General features: G+C 53.9%; 15 protein-coding genes. 4 read left to right on the forward strand and 11 right to left on the reverse strand.

Going from position 1 to position 16,662, the window contains the following annotated elements:
* Positions 1-88: 88 nt before the first annotated feature.
* The 10 genes from iolE to GAP13_RS04820 all read right to left on the reverse strand — a co-directional run bounded on the left by iolE (position 89) and on the right by GAP13_RS04820 (position 11,966).
* Entirely contained in the window at positions 89-976 is an 888-nt protein-coding gene (gene iolE / locus GAP13_RS04775; RefSeq protein WP_158906736.1) for a myo-inosose-2 dehydratase, read from the reverse strand.
* A 126-nt stretch (positions 977-1,102) separates the two neighbouring features.
* Positions 1,103-2,968 (reverse strand): 3D-(3,5/4)-trihydroxycyclohexane-1,2-dione acylhydrolase (decyclizing), encoded by a 1,866-nt coding sequence (iolD, locus tag GAP13_RS04780; RefSeq protein WP_158906738.1) that lies wholly within the window; start codon positions 2,966-2,968, stop codon positions 1,103-1,105.
* Positions 2,969-3,055: 87 nt separating this feature from the next.
* Complete coding sequence (locus tag GAP13_RS04785) at positions 3,056-3,940, reverse strand: 5-deoxy-glucuronate isomerase (protein ID WP_158906740.1); 885 nt, start codon at positions 3,938-3,940, stop codon at positions 3,056-3,058.
* Between the two features lie 7 nt (positions 3,941-3,947).
* Entirely contained in the window at positions 3,948-4,967 is a 1,020-nt protein-coding gene (gene iolG, locus GAP13_RS04790) for an inositol 2-dehydrogenase (protein WP_158906742.1), read from the reverse strand.
* A 26-nt stretch (positions 4,968-4,993) separates the two neighbouring features.
* A complete protein-coding gene (locus GAP13_RS04795) occupies positions 4,994-5,833 on the reverse strand; it encodes a TIM barrel protein (protein WP_158906744.1) in 840 nt (279 codons plus the stop codon).
* 65 nt (positions 5,834-5,898) lie between these two features.
* On the reverse strand, positions 5,899-6,882 hold the full coding sequence (locus GAP13_RS04800; protein WP_158906746.1) for an ABC transporter permease subunit: 984 nt from the start codon (positions 6,880-6,882) through the stop codon (positions 5,899-5,901).
* Positions 6,883-6,893: 11 nt separating this feature from the next.
* The gene (locus GAP13_RS04805; protein ID WP_158906748.1) at positions 6,894-8,414 is read right to left on the reverse strand and encodes a sugar ABC transporter ATP-binding protein; all 1,521 of its coding nucleotides are present in this window, start codon (positions 8,412-8,414) and stop codon (positions 6,894-6,896) included.
* A gap of 76 nt (positions 8,415-8,490) precedes the next feature.
* A complete protein-coding gene (locus GAP13_RS04810) occupies positions 8,491-9,420 on the reverse strand; it encodes a substrate-binding domain-containing protein (protein WP_158906750.1) in 930 nt (309 codons plus the stop codon).
* 76 nt (positions 9,421-9,496) lie between these two features.
* A complete protein-coding gene (locus GAP13_RS04815; RefSeq protein ID WP_158906752.1) occupies positions 9,497-10,516 on the reverse strand; it encodes a Gfo/Idh/MocA family protein in 1,020 nt (339 codons plus the stop codon).
* A 244-nt stretch (positions 10,517-10,760) separates the two neighbouring features.
* Positions 10,761-11,966, reverse strand: coding sequence for an MFS transporter (locus GAP13_RS04820; RefSeq protein ID WP_158906754.1), 1,206 nt, complete (start codon positions 11,964-11,966; stop codon positions 10,761-10,763).
* 169 nt (positions 11,967-12,135) lie between these two features.
* On the opposite strand from GAP13_RS04820, the gene GAP13_RS04825 reads away from it, so the two are divergent.
* Positions 12,136-13,143, forward strand: a complete 1,008-nt coding sequence (locus tag GAP13_RS04825) for a LacI family DNA-binding transcriptional regulator (RefSeq protein ID WP_158906756.1) — start codon at positions 12,136-12,138, stop codon at positions 13,141-13,143.
* 135 nt (positions 13,144-13,278) lie between these two features.
* Here GAP13_RS04825 and GAP13_RS04830 read toward each other — a convergent pair whose 3' ends face one another.
* Positions 13,279-13,773 (reverse strand): ferritin family protein, encoded by a 495-nt coding sequence (locus tag GAP13_RS04830; RefSeq protein ID WP_158906758.1) that lies wholly within the window; start codon positions 13,771-13,773, stop codon positions 13,279-13,281.
* Positions 13,774-13,947: 174 nt separating this feature from the next.
* Between GAP13_RS04830 and GAP13_RS04835 the strand changes: the two genes are divergently transcribed.
* The 3 genes from GAP13_RS04835 to GAP13_RS04845 are packed head-to-tail and all read left to right on the forward strand — an operon-like array spanning position 13,948 to position 16,662.
* Positions 13,948-14,859: a metal ABC transporter solute-binding protein, Zn/Mn family gene (locus GAP13_RS04835; RefSeq protein WP_158906760.1), complete on the forward strand. Its 912-nt coding sequence runs from the start codon at positions 13,948-13,950 to the stop codon at positions 14,857-14,859.
* A 1-nt stretch (position 14,860) separates the two neighbouring features.
* Positions 14,861-15,775, forward strand: a complete 915-nt coding sequence (locus GAP13_RS04840; protein ID WP_158906762.1) for a metal ABC transporter ATP-binding protein — start codon at positions 14,861-14,863, stop codon at positions 15,773-15,775.
* On the forward strand, positions 15,775-16,662 hold the full coding sequence (locus GAP13_RS04845) for a metal ABC transporter permease (protein ID WP_158906764.1): 888 nt from the start codon (positions 15,775-15,777) through the stop codon (positions 16,660-16,662). Before GAP13_RS04840 ends, GAP13_RS04845 begins: the two co-directional genes overlap by 1 nt.

The following is a 16,662-nucleotide window of genomic DNA, read 5'->3' on the forward strand; positions in this document are numbered from 1 at the left end:
CCTGCAACGCCACACCATCTGCCAATCGCTGACCAATGACGCCATATCCTGCTACGCCAACTTTCACTTTTGCCATAAAAACCTCCTCTTAGATCCCCGCCTTTTCCCGGATATATTGTCGCGCCTTTATCGCATATTCAAGCGGATTGGCAAGCGCCGGGTCCTGCTCGGCCTCCACAACCCACCAGCCTTTATAGCCGGCATTTTTCAATATCTCGAAAACCGGCGCAAAATCCAGACCTCCGTCCCCGGGCACTGTAAACGCGCCGTTGCGGACTGCCTGCAGGAAACTCCATTTTTCGCGCTTTGCCCGCTCGACGACATCAAAGCGCACATTCTTGAGATGCACATGCCAAATTCGCTTTAGATATTTTTTCAGCACTGCAAGATGGTCTTCGCCCGAAAACACAAGGTGCCCAGTATCGTACAAAAGGCCGACAAGGTCAGGGTCGGTCATTTCCATAAAGCGGTCGATTTCCTCTGTTGTCTGTACCCCTGTCCCCATGTGGTGATGGTAGACAAGCCGCATGCCTTTTTGCTTGGCGATTGCGCCAAGATGGTTGAGGCCTTCGGTAACGCGCTTCCATTCATCTTTGGTGAACCGGGGTTTTGCATCGAATATAGGCAAGGGCTTGCCCTGTATGGAATTCCCTTGTTCTGCCGCGCCAATCACGCGCGCGCCGACTGCATACAGAAAATCGCACTGCTGGACAAAATCGCGCTCGACTTCCTTGAGTGGCTTGGTCGTCAGAAAAGAAGAAAACCAGGCATTGCAGATCGTAAGACCGCGCAGCTTAAGCGCCTTGTTGAGCACTTCCGGATCGCGGGGGTATTTGTTGCCGACCTCGCTGCCCTCGAACCCTGCAAGCGCCATTTCTGAAACGCACTGCTCGAACGGGATTTCGCCGCCAAGCTCGGGCATGTCATCGTTCGTCCAGCCTATTGGCGCGATCGCCAGTCGAATGTTCTTTTCCATAGTGTATCCTCCTCGATTGAATGGATGCCGCGCGCATGGAGCGAGCGAGCAGAGCGTGCGCTGCTTGAGCCTATGACTCAGCGCTAGGCGAGCGTACCCTTTTGGCAAGCGCGCTTCCGATACCCATTAGAATTTGCGCGCTTTTGCAAGCTCGGCCTTCATCTCCTCTGCAGCACGCACGACCTCGGGGTTGTCCGATACTTCCGCGGTTCCCACACGCCACCAGGATTCATAACCGTGGGTCATGGATTTGGGTGAGACGCGGGCATGGATCACGACGGGGCCTTTTGCTCTGAGCGCGCGGCGGACTGCTTTGCGGAATTCTTCTACCGTGCGCGCGCGAAGTCCCAGCGCACCCCAGCTTTCGGCGTTCTTCGCAAAGTCAACCTGAACCTGCTCGCCGGCAAGGAGGCCGGTTTTCGGGTCGCGCTTTCGCCACTCGTTGCCAAAATGAGCAATTCCCTGGCTGTGCTGAAGATTGTCGATGCACTGAAAGCCCGAGTTGTCGCACACGACAACGATGATTTTGCGGCCTTCCTGCACGGCGGTGAGCAGCTCAGTGTGGAGCATGGTGTATGCTCCGTCCCCGACAATTGCCACACATTCGCGCTCGGGCATGGCGAGTTTGGCCCCGAGGCTTGCGGCGATTTCGTAACCCATGCATGAGAAACCGTATTCCATGTGGTAGGTACCGGGAACGCGAGTACGCCAGGTGCGCTGCATATCGCTCGGAATCGAGCCCGAGCCGGAGACGACAATGGCATTCTTCGGCAAAAGCACGTCGTTGAGCTCGCCGATGACGCGGATCTGGCTCAAGCCCATGGGATCTTCTTGCGTGTAGAGTGAATCGACTTCGCGCGCCCATTCTTCGCGGGCGCGGGCAATTTTGTCGCCCCATCGGGCTTTATAGTCGGCTGCGCCCAGGGCCCGGCTCATAGCCAGCAAGGTGAGTTTTGCGTCGGCGATGATAGGCTCGGCGTTCATCTTGTTCGCATCGAAGGGGGCCACATTGATCGATACAAAGCGCGCCTTCGGGTTCTGGAAGAGCCACTTGGAGCAGGTGGTGAAGTCGCCGAATCGGGTACCCACACCAATGATAAGGTCTGCTTCCTTGGCGAGGCGGTTTGCGGCGAGACTCCCGGTTACTCCGATACCAGAAAGATTGCATGGGTGATCCCAGGGGACAGAGCCTTTGCCTGCCTGCGTCTCCCCTAAGGGAATGTCGAATTTTTTGCAGAAATCGGCGAGGGCCCGGCCGGCTTCGGAATACCGCACGCCGCCGCCGCAGATCACATAAGGCTTTTCTGCGCTCTTGATCAACGAAACAATGCGCGCGACTTGGGTACTTGTCGGCGGCCGTCGCTCGATATGGTGGATTCGCTGGTCGAAAAGCTCGACAGGGTAGTCGTATGCCACGCCTTGCACATCCTGAGGAAGCGCAATGGTCACCGCGCCCCCCTGTGCGGGGTCGGTGAGCACACTCATCGCATGGATGAGCGCAGTCATAATCTGCTCTGGCCGGGTAATGCGGTCGAAATAGCGGCTTACGGGACGGAATGCGTCGTTTGCGCTGATGGTAGCATCGTGCGGTACCTCGAGCTGTTGCAGCACGGGGTCTGGCTGGCGGTCGGCAAAGACATCGCCGGGCAGAAAAAGCACAGGGATATGGTTCACGGTTGCGGTGCCAGCTGCGGTGACCATGTTGAGGGCTCCCGGGCCGATTGAGCTGGTGACGGCCATGATTTTTCGCCGGTTGTTCTGCTTCGCATAGCCAATGGCCACGTGGCCTGCGCCTTGTTCATTCTTAGCCTGAATGAAGGGGAGGTTGTGACCGGGAGCAGCAAGTGCTTCCCCGAGCCCTACCACCACCCCATGCCCGAAAATCCCGATTACACCGCCGACGAATTTCTCGACCTTTCCATCGAATTCGATGTACTGGTTGTCGAGAAACCTCACAATCGCCTGACCTACGGTCATTCGAATTGTTTCCATAATGATTCCTCTTTTCTCAGCACGCCATCTATCGTGGCATGCCTATAAGATTTCCCCTGAAAAACGCGCGCATTGCTGCGCTCCTGTTTATTGTCGTTCGCGACGCATCTCCCAAATCTGAGCTCCGGGCTTGTCGACCCACACATGATCCGGGTTGAACTCGGGCGAGATATAGGGGTTTCCGTCCAGATGGCGGATTACCCACAGATACCACATGGCATATCCCGGAGCTGCGACCTGCGGATGATCTTTACTGTCGGTGATGAGCAGGGTATCCCGATTGCGCACTAGATACGCCTCTGTCCCCAATGCGGTCATGCCAAAGCCTTGCTCCGGATAGAATCGGTAGTGATAGATTTCTGGTTGAGGATGGTGGTGAGGCGGATAGCTTGACCAGCGCCCAGGCTGATTGACAACCTCGCCCAGCACAAGGTTCGACCATGGTGCATTGGTTTTGTTGAAGACCGTGCGCACGATACGAGTACTTGTTTCCTGCAGAGTCCCCTCGTTGCGAAATTCGGTCTGGCACTCGAACGGCAAATACAGGCGCGGAGCAAACCGGGCGTCATTTGATGTCGCCGACACATAGAGTACTGCGCGCTCCGAAAGCGCCTGGATTTCAACCTCTGTCCCCGCCGGCAAATGCAAAACTATCGGATTCTCCTCGAGAAGGCTTGTGCGAGAGGCGCGGATTCTGGTGCCTCCTTCAGCCAGCGATTCGATGTAGATAGATTTCAAATCTGGAATCCAGTCTTCGCTCGAGCCGACCCATTCGACTTTTGTGCTCACCAAAAACTCGACCATGCCTTCGGCAAGCAGGAACGCGCGCTCGTCGTTCGCATTGGATCGCCATGAAGTGCCTTTTTGAAGGCTGAGCGATGCAAAATCCATGAGCATATGTGCTCGATCTCCAGATCGAAGGACTAAAAGCTCATAGCCTTCTGCATAATCGCCCGAATGATGTAGTACCATATGCTCCTCACAGCACTTCGGAGACTTTTACCGGGCGATGCTCCGCGAGCGACTTCTTTGCTGCAAGTCCGATGGCAAGGTTCATGAGCCCATCGTTTCCAGTAACCGGAGTCTCGCTGCCAGTTTTGATCGCCTCGAAAAAGGCTCTCATTTCGGCAATGAAGGCATCGCGGTAGCGCTCGAGGAAGAAATAGAGCGGCTTGTCGCCATGGACACCGCTTCCGTCGCTCAGGCGTACCTGCGATGGCGTATCGTTCTCGGTGGCTGCGCAGCCGCCCGAACCGAACACTTCGACGCGCTGGTCGTAGCCATAGACAGCTTTGCGCGAATTATCGATGACGCCGAGCGCACCGTTGGCGAATTTGAGCGTGATGATGGCGGTGTCGACGTCGCCGGCTTTGCCGATTTCGGGATCGACGAGAACTGCACCGCTTGCAAACACTTCTTCGACTTCGCTCCCCGCCTGGAAACGCGCCATGTCGAAATCGTGGATGGTCATGTCGAGAAAAATGCCGCCCGATACTTTGACATAGGCCAAAGGAGGCGGCGCTGGGTCGCGCGAAGTTATTTTAACGAGCTGTACTTGACCGAGCGCGCCGGACTTTGCGAGCTCGCGAATATGGGCAAAGTTGTGGTCAAAGCGACGGTTGAAACCGATCTGGAGGCGGACGCCTGCTTCTTTGACCGCGGCGAGGGCGGCTTTGACTTTTGCGATCGTAAGGTCGACCGGTTTTTCGCAGAAAATGTGCTTGCCTGCGTGTGCGGCTTTGATGATGTAATCCGCGTGGGTGTCGGTCGAAGAGCATATGAGCACCACGGAAATCTCCGGATCGCGCAGCATTTCTTCGGCATCTTTTGTGACATGCGGGATACCGAGGCTTTTTGCCCATGCTTCGATTTCAGGCGTGAGGTTCGCATCCGCGACAGTTTTGACTCTCGCTTCAGGCATATAGTACACAATATTCGAAACATGAATCTTTCCGATTCGGCCTGCGCCGATGACACCGACTGTAATCTTGTCTGACATATCTTTTCCTCCTGATAACGAATTCTTTACGCGTGCGAGAGATATTCGATGCTTGCCCGTAACGCAGAAGCGAGTTCTTTCGCGCCGAGCGCCTGAACTTCCGCCGAGAATGGTTCAAACGAATACATGCCGCGATATCCAGCCTTTTCGAGCCTGGCCATGAGGGCGGCGCTGTTCATGACATCAGCGGGGCCTGGCAGCACGCGATGCGCATCCGAAAATTGCGATTTCGGTATCGATGCCTCGACGCCCGATACATGGACGAGCCCGATCTTTTGGATAACCGCTGGATCATCGAACATCGCCGGAGAATCGGGGCCAAGATAACTATGGAATGTATCGACGAGCACACGATAGCAGGAAGCGCCGCTTTCGTGTATTGCCTTCAGGGCCACTTCCGCAGATGCAAGCGAGGAAATGCTAAAGCCAAGCGGCTCGACATACCCGAGTACGCCCGCCGCGCTGAAAAGGGGCGCATAGGTGTTCAGCGCTTCGACAGTGTCGTGATATTTCTGCTCTGGCGATCGCGCATCGTCGGCGCGATTATTGGGACAAAGCACAAGCGCAGGGCATTCGATTTCCTTGCAGAGTGCAAGCAGCGAATCGAGCTCATCGAGCGCTTTGGCGCGCGCACTCGGCAGATTGAACTGCTGCAGAGCATTTATCGTGATAATCCGGACGCCAGCCTCTCTGGCCAGCTGCACAACTTCGGAGGCCTTGAGCCCGTTGGTTACTGCTCCGTCCCTGATGTCGTTGCGCAGTTCAACCGCGGAAAGCCCCAGCTCAGCTGCCAGCCCGAAAAATTCTGCCAGTCTCAGCGCCGGCGCCGCAATTCGATTCAGCGCGAATCGCCTTGTTTCTATCATATTATTATCTCCTTTTCACACAAACAAATCTGAGGCTGGCTGCACTTCAGCCCTGTCTGCGCCTCTCATTTCTGCCGCGCATTCTTGCGCATATCGAATACTACCGCCGAAACAATAATCACGCCCTTGATAACCTGCTGCAAATACGGCGAAATGCCCAAAAGCAAGAGCCCATTATTCAGTATTCCTAAAATGAGAATACCTGCAATAATGCCGGGCACCGTTCCAATGCCGCCCGTATGGCTTGTACCGCCTATTGTCGCTGCAGCGATCGCGTCGAGCTCATAGTTGTTGCCGAGCGTTGCAATGCCCGAAGCAGCTCTCGCAGTGATCAGAATACCGGCGATCGAAGCGCAGAACCCGGAGACAGCGTAGATCGCTATCAGGTTCTTGCTGACCTTGATACCGGAGGTGCGGGCGGCATTCACGTTCCCGCCGATTGCATATACATTCTTTCCAAACCGCGTATGGCTGAGAATGACATAGGCAATCAGTGCGACCAGCGCGAAAACAATAACGACATACGGAATCGGGCCGAGAAGTCCCTGACCGATAATCTTGAATTCGGGGCGCAACATGGGCACGGGGTATGCATTGGTCAGAATAAGCGCCAATCCGCGCGCGATAATCATCGAGCCGAGCGTTGCGATAAAAGGAGGGATTGCGGTGTAAGCAATGAGCGCCCCATTGGTGATTCCCACGATTGTACCTGCCGACAAGCCTGCGATTACCGCGACAATAGGCGGCAACAGCGGCAGATTGGGGAATATTCGCGCTGAATAACTCGGCTCCTGCACAAGGCTCGCCGCAATAACAGAAGTCAGCGATACAATCGAGCCGACTGACAGGTCGATGCCTCTCGAAATAATGGTAAAGGCCACCCCGATAGCCAAAATGCCTCGCCCCGATTCCGTAATTAGTACATTGATGAGGTTTTGCGCCGTAAGAAAAGAAGGCGAAAGGAATGACAATACGACAATCATCACGACAAGAACAATGAAAATCGCGTATCTATTTATGAATTTTCCGACATCGCTCTGTTGTGCCATGACATTCTCCTTCAGGCTACTTGATTATTATTGTACTTTGCTGCGGCGTACCGCATGATAGTTTCCTGGTCAGCTTCCTTGCGGTCGAGTACTGCGGTGATCTGGCCGCGGCTTACTACCAGAATCCTGTCGCTCATGCCAAGAATTTCCGGCATCTCCGAGCTGACCATGATAATCGATTTGCCTTCGCAGGCGAGTTTTGTGATGATGGTATGGATTTCGGCCTTTGCGCCGACATCGATGCCTCGTGTTGGTTCGTCCAGTATGAGGATTTCCGGATTGGTGAGCAGCCAGCGTGCAACGAGAACCTTCTGCTGGTTGCCGCCCGAGAGGTTCTGGATGAGCGCTTCGAGCGATGGCGTGCGGATTTTGAGCCGTTCCTTGTATTCTTCGCAATCTTTAGAAATCTTTTTATGGTTGAGAAATACGCCAAACTTTGTATAATGTGCAAGGTTGGCGACAATGGTGTTGATTTTGACGGAAAGGACAGGAATTATTCCGTTGAGTCTTCGGTCTTCGGTCAAAAATCCGATTCCGGCTTTGATCGCGTCTGCAGGGGTTCGGATATCTGTTTTCTTGCCATCGATGAGAATCTCGCCGGCGCTTCTTTGTCGCAGGCCAAAGAGAGCTTCCATCAATTCAGTGCGTCCGGCTCCTACTAGACCTGCCACTCCTAGAATCTCACCCTTGCGCAGATCAAAAGAAATATCATGTAAAAGGCCTGGAACTTCGAGATGGCGCACCGACATTTTCACATCGCCAATCTTGCTCTCCATTTTCGGGAACATCTCGGTGAGCCGCCGCCCAACCATAGCGGAGATAAGCGAATCGATTGTCATTTTCTCGATTGGTTCGGTAATTATGTGATTCCCGTCGCGGAGCACAGTGACCTCATCCGCGATCTGGAAAATTTCTTCCATTTTGTGGGTGATATAGATGACCGCAACATTGCGTTCCTTGAGCTTGCGGATCATATCGAAAAGATGCTTGACTTCATTAGGAGTGAGCGCGGAAGTCGGCTCATCCATAATGACAATATCCGCGTTATACGAAATTGCCTTGGCAATTTCGATCATCTGCATTTTTGCGACAGAAAGTTCTTTAACCTTGATTTTCGGGTCTATATCGATTTCGAGCTCGCTAAGAAGCTGCCTGGTCTGCTCGTACATCGCTTTATGATCGACAAGAAAGCCGGCAGCGCCCCGCATCATAGGCTCTCTGCCAAGCCAGATATTCTCCATGACGCTGCGCTCGAGCACAGGGTTTAGCTCCTGATAAATCATTGCAATACCAAGCTTTAGCGCAGTATAAGGGTTGGGAATCGTTACTTTCTTTCCTCGCAGCCAGATTTCTCCAGAATCGGGAGGGTTAATGCCCACAAGGCACTTCATGAGGGTTGACTTGCCTGCGCCATTTTCGCCCATAAGGCCATGGACCCGGCCAGTTTTGACCTGCAAATCAACGCCGTTCAATGCACGGACTCCTGGAAATGTCCGCACAATTCCTTTCATTTCCAGAATGTAGTCTTCCATTGCTGCTCCAGATAAGGGAAGGCGGAATGCCCCTCGGCCACAGGCTCCGGGGCTCCGCCTCAATCAATGTGACCGCTCAGTACTTTGCAACGTTTTCAATCGTCACAGGTTCGAACGGTACCCAGCCGAATTTTTCGATCTTCTGGCCTTGAGCTGCCTTGAGCGCGAAATCGAGGGCTACTGCGCCCTGTGCTTTGGCGTTCTGGAACACGGTCATGGCCATTTCGCCCTTCTTTACCGCTTCTTTTGCGGGCGGGGTTGCATCGATGCCAACGACGGGGATCTTCTTGAGATCCATCTTGAGGGCTTTCATAGCTTCGATTGCGCCGAGCGCCATCTCGTCATTGTTGCAGATAACCACGTCGAACTGTTTGCCGGTGCCGAGCAGTTGCTGCATCTGGTTCATGGCTTTCCAGCGGTCCCATTCTGCCGTGTCTTCATACACTTTAACAAGCTTGAAGCCGGCTTTTTCGAGGGTTTCCTTCACACCGCGGGTGCGCTCATTGGTGTTTTCAAGTCCGAGTTGGCCCATGAAAAGCACATAGCGAAGCTCGGTTTTGCCCTTGAAGAACTTGGCGAGGAATTCGCCCTGCATGCGGCCGGCATCGTATTCCTGCGAGCCGACATAGGCTGTCTTGACGCCATCGATGACAGCATCGCGCGGGCGGCGGTTGACGAAAATGACAGGGATGCCCCTTGCGCGCTGGATGATGGTCTCGACAGTGTCGGTGTTGATCAAGTTGACGATGACTGCGTCATATTTTTTTGTTGCGAAAACGTCGACCTGAGCCATCTGCTGGTTCACGTCCTGCTTGGCATCCTGCGAATCGACGACGACGTTGGGATACTTCTTCGCCGCTTCCAGAATTGCCTGCTCAAGCGAGGAGATGAACTGATCGCGGTCATACAGTGTGACACCGATGTGGTAGGTCTTCTGCGCGAATGCAGTTCCTGCCACAAGCGTGAGTGCAATGACGGCCAGGATCAGTTTTTTGCCGATACTCATAGTGCCTCCAAAAACATTGATTTTTCTCAGCAGGCAACGCCTGCTGGTTTTAAATTTGGGGGTCTGACCCCAAAATTTAAATTTGCAATTTCACTACTGTGCCCTTGCGAAACGATTCGGTCATCGCCATGCCGACACGGGTGGCCGCGGTACCGTCCTGGGGCCTTATTTCAGGTTTGCGGCCTTCGCGGATACACGCAACAAATTCGCGGGCTTCGGTGATAAAGCCCTCTTCGAAGCGCTCGTAGAAATCGCGCACACAATCGGTGCGGGCTCCAGCAGAATCGAAAATTTCGACGCGGTTTTTGCGCGGGGTGGTGCCAATTTTGAGAATGCCCTTTGTTCCGACAATTTCGGTGTGGGTGTCGTGGCCGTGGAAGGCTGTCCGGCTCGCGGAGAGCACGGCGATGGCTCCGTTTTTGAAGGTGGCAAGGCAGACGGTGTTGTCCGCGTCTCCAAGCGTGGCAAAGCCTTGATGCACAAAACTGCCGCCTACGGAGTGCACCTCAGCGATTTCGGAGCCGATAAACCAACGCGCCAGGTCGATATCGTGTACATTCATATCGAGAAAAATCCCGCCGCCGGTCTTTACAAATTCGAGCTGGAACTCGGCATATTCATCGAGGTCGCAGGTCTGCGAGCGGACAAGGAAGGGTGTGCCAATTTTGCCGGCTTCGATAAGATCTTTCGCATACCGATATGAAGGATCGAAACGACGCACGAATCCGACGAGGAACACCTGATTGGAGTGGGCTTGCACGGCTCGTTCAATCTCCGCACATTCTTCGAGCGTCACCCCCATAGGCTTTTCGACAAACACATGCAGCCCGCGCTCGAGAGCAGCGAGCGCCTGCTGCGCATGATAGGTCGAGGAACTGGCTATCCAAACCGCGTCGAGCGAGGCCTGCTCGAGCATTTCATCAAAAGAAGCATAGAGCTCAGGCACGCCGAGCTCCGTCCCCGCCCACTCGCATTCGGCTCGGATTGGAGAGCAGGCCGCGATGAGCTCTGCTCCTGGAACGAGATTCGCGAGATTGTATGCATGGCGCTTCCCAAGCCGGCCAAGGCCGACGATGCCGATTTTTACTTTATTCATGAATTCTAACCGGTTCCTTTCTCAATTTAATCCGGTCCGCCTGCGCTTGCCGCGCACCCATGATGCATGGGGCAAGGGAAGCAAATATTCGCGCAAGCCTGCAAACGTTTTCTGAAAACGTTTGCATACGGTGAAGATATTATTGCTCAGGTTTTTGAATCTGTCAAATGGAATTTTGAAATTTTTTTGGAATAAAGAAACAGGGTATCCTCAGCTATAAAGAATGCCGCACGCAGGCTTCGTTTCATGTGCTTTTTATTATACCGCCATTGTGCTCAGCGCGCACGATCGACACATTCAGCGCAACAATGACGAGCGAAAAAAGCGCATATGTCAAAAATCCAGTCCGGATGCCCCATGCCGCAGAAATCCCCGACATAAGATAGGGAAATGCGAATCCACCCATGCCGCCGCCCATGGCTGCAAAACCGACAGCTTCGCTCTGGGTGTGGGGAAAGAAATCCCCGATAATGCTCATAACAGTCGGGTAGATGATAGAGCAGCCGAAGCCGGAAAGCATAACCAGCATGCCGGCAATAACATTGAGCAGCGCTCCCGTGCCCAAAAAACCGACCGTTGCGAGCCCGATGACAGAAACTGCCATCACCACCGAAAGCGAAATGAGTATCTTCTCTCTTGTAATGCTTCGCTGAATGACCGGCAATCCGAATCGCCCCAAAAGCAGGCCTGCCCAGAACAGCGAAACCATGAACGACCCTGTCGGAATCGGCGTTTTGAACACGCTCACAAAATATTCCGCGATCCAGTTCGAAATGCCCAGCTCGACGCCCACATACACAAACAGCGCAAAAAATCCCAACCAGTATGCAGGATGCTTGAACAAATCGCGCCTGGAGCTGCCGGGAGCATGACCTCTGTCCCGTCCAAGCGCCGAAAGCGGCATGAACTGCAAAAAGATTGCTATCAAAAAGAAAAGGACACCAATTCCTCGGTACACCAGTGTCCATTGCAACCGAGCGCTGATGAGAATTGCAATAATGAGCGGGCCGACAAAGGCTCCAATGGAGAATGCGCCGTGCATGAGGCTCATTGCTCGCCCGCCACCAGGCCCTTCCATACGGAGCGTCCCCCAGTCTACTGCAAGCTCGATGCCTCCCTGCCCGACACCGACGATAAAATACAGCAGCATATTGAGCCACGGCGTCGGCGTTGCAGCGAAAAACTCGAGCCCGATAAAAATGAATAGCAGCGCAAAGCTGATTGTTAGGCGAAATCCCAACGCCGAGAGCAAAATGCCTGCGACATAGCTTGAAAGGAAGTAGCCGACCGAGCCCAAAGCGATCACTGCTCCGGCTGTTGTATATGACCAGCCGAAATCAGCAAATATCTTTGGAAGGGTAGCGCCGATGACAGTCATGGAAATGCCGAACAGGGTGTATACACAAAAAAGCACAATGTAAAGCGGAAAAAAGCGTTTTTCGACGAGCATAATGTGCTATTGTGCAATTGCCCGCGTTCTTCGTCAACGGTGCGGGCGAACTGATGAAGGCGGACCGCCGGCGGACTGCCGATTACCGCGCGCTCATCCTGCCGACGGAGGGGGCCTTCTTCAAACAGAGCCTAGATGAAAATCTATTCAGAAGCTATGATAGCATTATATGACAAGCATTAAGGATATCGCGCGGCTTGCGGGTGTTTCTCCTTCCACGGTTTCACGGGTGCTGAACGAGCGCGAGTACGTGCGTGAAGAAGTGCGCCAGCGCGTTCTCGATATTGTGAAAGAGCAGGGCTACGTGCAGAATCATGTCGCGCGGTCGATGGTGCTCCAGAGAAGTTTTACAATCGGTGTCGTAATTCCTTATCTGTTCAATATGTTCCAGCGCCAGCTCTTTGCGTCGATGGAATTCTTTCTTGAGCAGCATGGCTACAAGACGCAGTTTTTCTTTTTGCGCTGGTCGGAAGCGAGCGAGCAGGCATTCTTGCGGCGGCTCAAAAGCGAAACGCTCGATGGTATCATTTTTATTCATGAGCTGGATAATCCCATCATTTATCAATATATACAGGAAAGAGAACTTCCGGTCGCGCTCTGTACGTTCGAGAAAAGCGAATTCGGCTTTCCCGCGGTCCATGTCGAAGAAGAGGCATCGGCTTCGCTTGCGGTGAATTATTTGCTCCAGAAGGGGCATCGCAATATTGCGCTCATAACCGGCGAGCACTTCAGTTTCGGGCGCCAGCGCGAAGCGGGTTATAAAAAGGCTTTGGCTGCGCATGGCCTGCAGGTAAATCCCGAGCTTATAATCCGGGCCGCATCGTACAATCCCGAAGCAGGGCGTGCCAGCATGCTGACCCTGATAAAGCGAAAACAGCCCATGAGTGCAGTATTTGCGGTGACTGACGAGCTTGCGATTGGCGCAATGAAGGCGCTCTATGAAGCCGGGCTTCGCGTGCCGGAGGATGTGAGCGTGATAGGTCTTGATGACATCGATATTTCTGCGTTTACCACGCCCGGCCTTACGACAGTGCGCCAGCCGATTTTCGAGATGGGCAAAAAAAGCGCGGACCTTGTGTGCGATTGGATTGCTCATGGGCGCGCGCAAGGGAGCGCCGAGCTCTTTTCCACGACAATTGTAGAGCGTGAATCGGTACAAGCGCGCGTAAAAGAGTAGGAGTGCGCCTAAAACTGCTGGCGAGCAAGCGCAATGCCTTGTGCTCGAGGCAAATTCAGGCGCGGACGCGAAGCTGCGGACGCGCAAAACTACTCGCGCCCGCCATTCCCTTCCGACTCAAAATGGCTCGCTGACTCAAAACGGCTCGAACTGCTGCTCCTCGAACCAGAATTGGCGCGATTCTTCCTGAATTTTCAAAAGTTCTTCGTAATGGCGCATCTCCCATTCAGAAAGGGAATTGAAAAAAGCTTTAAGGTGAGGCTCCTTTGCGAGTTCCGCCATTTTCTGGTAGTGCTGAGTGGCATTCAATTCAAGCAACACGGCGCTTGATACTGCAGCGCTGACATGACGATCGGATGCCACACGAGTGAGGAATTCCTGGCTGAAGATGGGACTTCGGTGCTGGACTGTCTGGATCTCGGCAGCAAGGTTGGTGGAAGGCATCTGCCCGCCGAGCAATTCTTTATAGTAACTCAATAGCCAATTATAGTGACGTTTTTCTTCATCAGCCCTCAAGGCAAAAAATTGCGCAACATCGCCTTCGGCACGGAGCGCGGCTTCTGAATAGATGGTCACGCTGTCAATTTCGCTTTTCATGGCATTCTTGATTGCCTGCATGAGTTCGTCCATGGAAGCCTCCTTCGTTCTTATTCACTATACAATATAAGATAACGCAAAATTGGGCGCAGGGGGAGCCAGGATACAAATTTGCAAATCACTTGCAATTTTTGGCCGGCATGGATATATTTTGCAAGTCATTTGCAAATTTCGCTGAAGCAAAATGCAAGACAAGGAGCTATGATAATGAAAAGAATGCTTCGGGCGCTGTTCTTTATTCTGTTTGCGTTGGGGCTGGCGGGCGCTTCGTTCGCGCAAGCAAAAAAACCTGCCCTCAAAATTGCGGTAAGCATTCCACCCATGCAGGAATGGGTTTCGCGCATTGCGGGGGACAGAGCTTCGATCACTCTTGTATTGCCGCCTGGGTCGAGTCCTCACGCATTCGAGCCATCGCCGCGCCAATTGGCAGAGCTTGGACAGGCTGATATCTGGTTCACCATCTCGGTTGAATACGAATACTCGCTCAGGCCGAAAGTGAGCGCCATGTTCCCCAAGCTCTCGATTGTCGATGTGACAAAGAATGTCAAATTCCGGACCTTGCGCCCCGGAGAACAGGAGACTGGCGAACCAGCCAGCGTCGGCCAGCTCGACCCAGCCCTGACGAATCGCGATCAGCACACCTGGCTCGGCTACGAACAGGCTAAGGCTGAAATCACGTTCATCCGCGATACCTTGATTGCAAAGGATCCTGCGGGGACAGAGGTTTACAAGAAAAACTACGATGCATATCTAAAAGAAATCGATGCGGTTTATAATTCTCTGCGCACAAAACTCGCGCCGCTCGCCGGATCAAAGGTGTTTGTGTATCATCCCGCGTTTGGCTATTTCCTGGATATGTTCAATATTACACAGGAAGCGGTTGAACTTGGCGGCAAAGAACCAACACAAAAAGAGCTCACCGCACTCGTCGAGCTCGCAAAAAAAGAGAGGGCAAAAGCCATTTTTGTGCAGGCACAGTTTTCGCAAAGTGCAGCGCAAGCGGTGGCGAAAGCTGTCGGGGCTGCAGTTGTGCCGATCGATCCTCTAGCTTCGGATTGGCTTGCAAATCTAGGGCGCATGGGACAGGCTTTGCTGAATGCGGGGCAAAGGGGTAAGTAGCATGGGCAGTGCAGTAGCTGCAAAAGTGGCGGCTGAAACGGCCGCGGCGAGCACAGCGGGCGCAGTGGCCGCTCCAAGCGCAGCGGGCGCAACAGAATGCGCTGACTCAATCAATGCCGCCGAGGAACATCTCCCCCACCTGCCGGAAAATGTAGCAATTTGGTGCCAGCACCTCGCGTTCCGCTTCAAGGACATCGAAGTATTCGACGATGTCTCGTTCCATGTTCATCGAGGAGAATTTGTCGCGCTGACAGGCAAGAACGGGGCAGGCAAAAGTACGCTCCTCAAGCTGATTGTGGGGCTTCTCGAGCCGTCGCGCGGCAAAGTTTTGGTATTCGGCGCACCGCCTCGCGGCCGGATTGAATCGATCGGCTACGTACCCCAGCACGCGGGGTTCGACCCCGCCTTTCCTATTCAGGTCGAAGAAGTCGTCGGTATGGGAAGGCTCTCGGGGCTCTCGCCCATTGCAAAGCACCAGAAAAAAGAAGAAATCGAATGGGCGCTGCGCCAGGCTGAGGTGCATGACTTGCGTGCGCGGCCATTTTCAGCGTTGTCGGGAGGACAGAGGCGCAGAGTGCTTGTCGCGCGGGCGCTTGTAGGGCATCCCAAGCTCTTGGTACTTGATGAGCCAACCGCGAACATGGATATGGACAGCGAAAAAAAATTCTATGAAACGCTTGCGCGCATAAAAGGCACGACAACGGTACTCATTGCAACCCACGATTCGGATTTTGTGTCGGCGCTGGCAGATACGGTGCTCTGTGTCGGACAGAATGTAGACCATCCACATTCGGTGCATCGGCATGCGATCGAACGGGCGGTCAATGCGCCTGCCGAGCTCTATGGCGGCGAAGTCGTCCGTGTCCGGCACGATATCGAGCTGCCGGACAATGCGTGCTGTGAGGGGAAAGAATAATGAGCGGTTTTTTGCAGGCTCTACTGAACCCGGCCGTCCCTTTTGTGCGCAATGCGCTGATTGGGAGCGTTTTGGCAGCTTTTCTGTTCGGGGTGCTGGGATCTTTGGTAACAGTGCGGCGGATTGCGGGGCTGGCGGGAGCTATTTCGCATACGGTGCTGGGGGGCATCGGGCTTGCGCTGTTTTTAGCCTCGCGCGGGGCGCCGAAATGGATAAGCCCGATGCTGGGCGCGCTGGTGTTCGCCATTTTGGCGGCACTGACTATCAGTGTGGTGTCGCTAAAGGCAAAACAGCGCGAAGATACAGTGATCAATGCGCTATGGGCGATCGGCATGAGCCTCGGTGTGGTGTTTCTTGCCAAAACGCCGGGCTATGCTGACCCTATGAGCTATCTGTTCGGCAATATCCTTCTTGTCACGAGCGGAGATTTGTACCTGCTCGCAGCGCTCAATGTGATCGTGATTGCGCTGGTTGCACGGTACTATCGGCATATCGAGGCAGCTTCGTTCGACGAGGAATTTGCGGCGACCAAAGGTGTGCCGGTGACGGCGATATATCTTGGTCTTCTGCTTATCATTGCGATTGCTATTGTGCTGCTGCAAACGTTCGTAGGGATTGTCATGGTGATTGCTATGTTGACCTTGCCTGCGGGAACGGCTGGCTATTTTTCGCGCAACCTTGCGGGAATGATGATACATGCGACGATTCTGTCGCTGGTGTTTTCGGTGAGCGGTCTTGCTGTGTCCTGGACGTTTGACCTGCCTGCGGGCGCGGTGATTGTTCTGCTGTCGGGGGCGGTCTTTCTGGCCTTTTCGATAGGGAACATGCTCTCGAAGCGAAGCAAGCGCAAAGCGGACCAGCAAACTGGGCTGGAGGGGAGCGCATGA

The sequence above is a fragment of the Rectinema subterraneum genome, assembly GCA_009768935.1.
Taxonomy (GTDB): domain Bacteria; phylum Spirochaetota; class Spirochaetia; order Treponematales; family Rectinemataceae; genus Rectinema; species Rectinema subterraneum.

Coding starts and splice junctions, on each gene's coding strand:
- iolE (WP_158906736.1), bottom strand. CDS start 976: ATGGAAAAGAACATTCGACTGGCGATCGCGCCAATAGGCTGGACGAAC.
- iolD (WP_158906738.1), bottom strand. CDS start 2,968: ATGGAAACAATTCGAATGACCGTAGGTCAGGCGATTGTGAGGTTTCTC.
- GAP13_RS04785 (WP_158906740.1), bottom strand. CDS start 3,940: ATGGTACTACATCATTCGGGCGATTATGCAGAAGGCTATGAGCTTTTA.
- iolG (WP_158906742.1), bottom strand. CDS start 4,967: ATGTCAGACAAGATTACAGTCGGTGTCATCGGCGCAGGCCGAATCGGA.
- GAP13_RS04795 (WP_158906744.1), bottom strand. CDS start 5,833: ATGATAGAAACAAGGCGATTCGCGCTGAATCGAATTGCGGCGCCGGCG.
- GAP13_RS04800 (WP_158906746.1), bottom strand. CDS start 6,882: ATGGCACAACAGAGCGATGTCGGAAAATTCATAAATAGATACGCGATT.
- GAP13_RS04805 (WP_158906748.1), bottom strand. CDS start 8,414: ATGGAAGACTACATTCTGGAAATGAAAGGAATTGTGCGGACATTTCCA.
- GAP13_RS04810 (WP_158906750.1), bottom strand. CDS start 9,420: ATGAGTATCGGCAAAAAACTGATCCTGGCCGTCATTGCACTCACGCTT.
- GAP13_RS04815 (WP_158906752.1), bottom strand. CDS start 10,516: ATGAATAAAGTAAAAATCGGCATCGTCGGCCTTGGCCGGCTTGGGAAG.
- GAP13_RS04820 (WP_158906754.1), bottom strand. CDS start 11,966: ATGCTCGTCGAAAAACGCTTTTTTCCGCTTTACATTGTGCTTTTTTGT.
- GAP13_RS04825 (WP_158906756.1), top strand. CDS start 12,136: ATGACAAGCATTAAGGATATCGCGCGGCTTGCGGGTGTTTCTCCTTCC.
- GAP13_RS04830 (WP_158906758.1), bottom strand. CDS start 13,773: ATGGACGAACTCATGCAGGCAATCAAGAATGCCATGAAAAGCGAAATT.
- GAP13_RS04835 (WP_158906760.1), top strand. CDS start 13,948: ATGAAAAGAATGCTTCGGGCGCTGTTCTTTATTCTGTTTGCGTTGGGG.
- GAP13_RS04840 (WP_158906762.1), top strand. CDS start 14,861: ATGGGCAGTGCAGTAGCTGCAAAAGTGGCGGCTGAAACGGCCGCGGCG.
- GAP13_RS04845 (WP_158906764.1), top strand. CDS start 15,775: ATGAGCGGTTTTTTGCAGGCTCTACTGAACCCGGCCGTCCCTTTTGTG.